This is a genomic window from Micropruina sp. (genome assembly GCF_047607385.1).
Lineage (GTDB): Bacteria > Actinomycetota > Actinomycetes > Propionibacteriales > Propionibacteriaceae > Micropruina.
Window position 1 is genome coordinate 1 of sequence record NZ_JASGDE010000065.1, and the last position, 4,377, is coordinate 4,377.

4 protein-coding genes are annotated in these 4,377 nt (G+C 70.1%); 2 read left to right on the plus strand and 2 right to left on the minus strand.

Features of this window, described 5'->3' with window-relative positions:
- Positions 1-1,139 (minus strand): Clp protease N-terminal domain-containing protein (locus QM582_RS06025; protein ID WP_415082653.1); only part of this gene is annotated, 1,139 nt, incomplete at its 3' end.
- 207 nt (positions 1,140-1,346) lie between these two features.
- Between QM582_RS06025 and QM582_RS06030 the strand changes: the two genes are divergently transcribed.
- On the plus strand, positions 1,347-3,074 hold the full coding sequence (locus QM582_RS06030) for an NAD-dependent malic enzyme (RefSeq protein ID WP_415082655.1): 1,728 nt from the start codon (positions 1,347-1,349) through the stop codon (positions 3,072-3,074).
- A gap of 35 nt (positions 3,075-3,109) precedes the next feature.
- On the opposite strand, the gene QM582_RS06035 is transcribed toward QM582_RS06030, so the two are convergent.
- On the minus strand, positions 3,110-3,658 hold the full coding sequence (locus QM582_RS06035) for an MGMT family protein (protein ID WP_415082657.1): 549 nt from the start codon (positions 3,656-3,658) through the stop codon (positions 3,110-3,112).
- Positions 3,659-4,008: 350 nt separating this feature from the next.
- Between QM582_RS06035 and QM582_RS06040 the strand changes: the two genes are divergently transcribed.
- Positions 4,009-4,326, plus strand: coding sequence for a Dabb family protein (locus QM582_RS06040; RefSeq protein ID WP_415082659.1), 318 nt, complete (start codon positions 4,009-4,011; stop codon positions 4,324-4,326).
- Positions 4,327-4,377 lie beyond the last annotated feature (51 nt).

Sequence of the window (4,377 nt, forward strand, 5' to 3'; positions counted from 1 at the left end):
CTCGACAGCGACGCCGCAGCGACCAGTGCGCCGTCGGTGATCCGCACCTTGTGGTGCGCCTCGTAGCGCTCGCGCAGCCCGCGCAGGATGGCGATGGTGTCCTCCACCGACGGCTCGCCGACGAAGACCTGCTGGAAGCGGCGCTCCAACGCCGGGTCCTTCTCGATCCGCTCGCGGTACTCGTCCAGGGTGGTGGCGCCGATCATCCGCAGCTCGCCGCGGGCCAGCATCGGCTTGAGCATGTTGCCGGCGTCCATCGAGGAATCACCGGACGCGCCGGCGCCGACCACGGTGTGCAGTTCGTCGATGAAGGTGATCACCTGGCCCTCGGCGTCCCGGATCTCGTTCAGCACAGCCTTCAGCCGCTCTTCGAACTCGCCGCGGTACTTGGCGCCGGCCACCATCGAGGCCAGGTCGAGGGAGACCACCCGGCGTCCCTTCAGCGAGTCGGGGACGTCGCCGGCCACCACCCGCTGGGCCAGGCCCTCGACGACGGCGGTCTTGCCGACGCCGGGCTCGCCGATCAGCACCGGGTTGTTCTTGGTGCGCCGGGCCAGCACCTGCACCACCCGGCGGATCTCGCCGTCGCGTCCGATCACCGGGTCGAGCTTTCCCTCGCGGGCCCGCGCGGTCAGGTCGACCGAGTACTTGTCCAGGGTGGATTCGCCGCCCTCCTGCTCGGCCGAGGTGATCCGCTTGTCGCCGCGGGCGTCGTTGAACGCCGTGGTCAGCTTCTTCGGGTCGGCGCCGAACTGCAGCAGGATCTTCTGCGCGTCGCTGACGATGGCGGCCAGGCCGATCATCAGGTGCTCGGTGGCGACGAACTCGTCGCCGAGTTGCTCGGCGCGGGTCTCGGCGTCGGCCAGCACCCGGGCGAAGCTGCCGGACAGGCCGGGCTGGCTGACCGAGTTGCCGGACGCGCTGGGCAGCTTGGTGATCGCGCCCTGGGCGGCGGCGTCGACCACCTTCGGGTCGGCACCGACCGCGCTGAGCAGGGCGCCGACGGTGTTGTCGGGCACCATCAGCAGCGCGTGCAGCAGGTGCACCGGCTCGGCGCTGGGGTTGCCGTTGGTGAGGGCGTTGCGAAGGGCGGCCGAGACGGCGTCCCGGCTCTTGGCGGTGAGCTTCGAAGTGTCCATTGTCTAGCGTGTCTCCTGACGGAAAACCAAAGTTGAGTCCACTTGACTCAACCATAGCCGCCGGGTCTGTATTCCGCTCCCACTCGGGCAATCGGCCTCGCGCCGGCCGGAAGACCCGCCCAGTCCGGCGCCGCGCGCTGAGCCAGCATCGCGGCCGTTGCCGGAGCCGATAGGCTCACCGGGACCCCACCGCCGAAGGATCCTGAATTGCGCCGCAGCGACTTCCACCTCGTCACCACCAGCAACAGCGAGATCGTGCTTCGCGTGCGGGCCCGCGGACGCCGGATCCTGCGCAACCCGGTGGCGAACCGGGGCACCGCGTTCACCGTGGAGCAGCGCGCCGAGATGGAGCTCTCCGGCCTGCTGCCCGGCAAGGTCAGCACCATCGAGGAACAGCTGCGGCGCACCTACGCGCAGTACAGCCGCTCACCGTCCCCGCTGTCGAAGTACATCTACCTGTCCCAGTTGCGCGACCGCAACGAGGTGCTGTTCTACCGGCTGCTCAGCGAGAACCTCGAAGAGATGCTGCCGATCATCTACACCCCCACCATCGGTGAGGCGATCGAGCGGTTCAGCCACGAGTACGCCGGTCCGCGCGGGCTGTTCCTGTCGATCGACCGCCCGGAGCTGATCGAGCAGTCGCTGGCCAACTACGACCTCGACGGCGACGACGTCGACCTGGTGGTGGTGACCGACTCCGAAGGCATCCTCGGCATCGGCGACCAGGGCATCGGCGGCATCCAGATCGCGCTGGGCAAGCTGGGCGTGTACACCGCGGCGGCCGGCATCCATCCGCGCCGGGCCGTCCCGATCGTGCTGGACGTGGGCACCGACAACCTCGGCCTGCTGCACAGCGGCGTCTATCTGGGCGAACATCACGCCCGGGTGCGCGGCGAACGCTACGACGCGTTCATCGAGGCGTTCGTCACCGCCGTCACCAAGCAATTCCCGAACGCGATGCTGCACTGGGAGGACTTCGGTGCCGGCAACGCGCACCGCATCCTGGAGCGCTACAGCGACCGGATCTGCACCTTCAACGACGATATCCAGGGCACCGCGGCCGTGGTGCTGGCCGCCGTGCTGGCCGCGGTGCGGCTGACCGGGGTGCCGCTGCGGCAGCATCGGGTGGTGGTGTTCGGCGCCGGCACGGCCGGGGTCGGCATCGCCGACATCATCCGTGAGGCGATGATCCGCGACGGACTGGACGCCGAACACGCCTACGGGCAGTTCTACGCGTTCAACAGCCGCGGCCTGATCGTCGAGGACGGCGCCGGCGTCCGCGACTTCCAGCGTCCGTACGCCCGTGCGCGCTCGGAGGTGCAGGGTTGGGACGTCGCCGACCCGTCCCGGATCACCCTGGACGAGACGGTGCGCGCCGTGCATCCGACCATCCTGATCGGCACCTCGGCGCAGACCGGCGCGTTCACCCAGCCGGTGGTGACGGCGATGGCGCAGGGCTGCGAGCGGCCCATCATCATGCCGCTGTCGAACCCGACCTCGCGTTCCGAGGCCCATCCGGCCGACCTGCTGGCCTGGACCGACGGACGCGCGCTGATCGCGACCGGAAGCCCGTACGGCACCATCCGGCAGGGCGAGGTGTACCACACCATCGCGCAGGCCAATAACGCGCTGATCTTCCCCGGGCTCGGGCTGGGGGTGTCGGTGGTGCGGGCCACCCGGGTCAGTGACGAGATGATCTACGCCGCCGCGGCGGCGCTGGCCGGGCTGGTGAACGAGTACCGTCCGGGCGCCTCGCTGCTGCCGTCGATGAGCGATCTGCGGCTGGTCGCCGCCGCGGTGGCGATGGCGGTGGCGAAGACCGCTGAGCAGCAGGGCCTGGCCCGGACCCCGATGACCAACCCGATCAACGACATCTACCAGCGGATGTGGAAGCCGGAGTACCCCCGGCTGGAGGTGCTCCCGGTCGAGGAGTGACCCTCAGCCGCTGGTTGATCAGCGGTCATCGACTTCTACTGCTCGCGGGCGCGGGGGCTGTCAGGCAGCCGCCAACCGTGCTCGGCGAGGGCGTCCTCGATGATCCGCACCGCCTTCGGGCCCACACCGTGGGTGGCGAGCAACTCGTCCCGGGTCCAGTCGAGCAGGTGTTCGAGGTTGGCGATGCCGAGGCCGGTCAGCGCCCGGGTGGCCGGCCCACCGATTCGCGGCAGCGGCGTCCCGGTGCGCGCCAGGAGCGTGTCCAGCGCCCGGGTGTAGGCATGCATCAGGGCGACTTGGTCAGCGCGGCAGGCGGTGATCCGGCACCCGGTCCGGGAGGCGTTGACCGGGATTCCTTCTTCGGCCCAGTGCTGACGGGCCCGCTCGATCAGCCCGGACGCCATCGTGCCGTCCTGCCCGGTCACCCGCCACCACGGGACGTCGGCGCCGTACCGGCTGAGCACGCCGCCGACCTGCCGTGGACCGGTGCCGACCAGCCGGGCGATGTCACCGTAGGAGGTGACTCGTCCGGCCGGAATCTGTTCGACGGCGAGCAGCACCCGGTCCACCAGGAAGTCGTCCACGAGCCAACGGTAGGCCACGGCGCCCGTTGCCCCGGAGTGGACCACTGGGGCCGGGTTCTCTTCGGTCCACCCGCAGGTGGAACGCGAGGACAGGCCCATGGGACGACGGGGACGGTTCCTTTCGTCCCACACGGACCCCGTGGGACGACGGGGACGGTTCCTTTCGTCCCACGGGGACCGCGTCCGGCCAGCAGTGCCCCGGCCATCAACGTTCGCCCTGGCGAACGGCGTCCGGTCGGAAGCCTGGCGAGCCATACCGGGTTCTGGTGACCGAGGAGAACGCTACGAGGCGCCGACCCGGGCGCCTCGTAGCGGCTGAAGGTTGATGGCCGGGGCACTAGGTTGAACGCATGATCAAGCACATCGTGGCCTGGGAGTTCGCCGATCACGCCGAGGGCGCCGACAAGGCGACCAACGTCGCGCTGGCCGCCGACGCGTTGCGGGCGCTGCCGGCGCTCATCGACGGGATCGTCGAGTTCGAGGTGATCACCCAGCAGCCGGGGCTCGACAACACCTTCGACCTGGTCATCTACTCGGTGTTCACCGACGCCAAGGCGCTGCAGGCCTACGCCGTGCACCCCGAGCACCTGAAGGTGGTGGCGCTGATCGGCGCCCGGCGCACCAGCCGCGCCTGCATCGACTACGACCCGGCGGCGCTGGGCGCCTGACTCACTTCGGCGGCGGCCAGCGCCCTGGTCGCCTCGGTCAGCGCCCGCTCC

Bases quoted from the DNA above. Each gene is read 5' to 3' on its own strand.
- QM582_RS06040 (WP_415082659.1), top strand. From the start codon at position 4,009: ATGATCAAGCACATCGTGGCCTGGGAGTTCGCCGATCACGCCGAGGGC.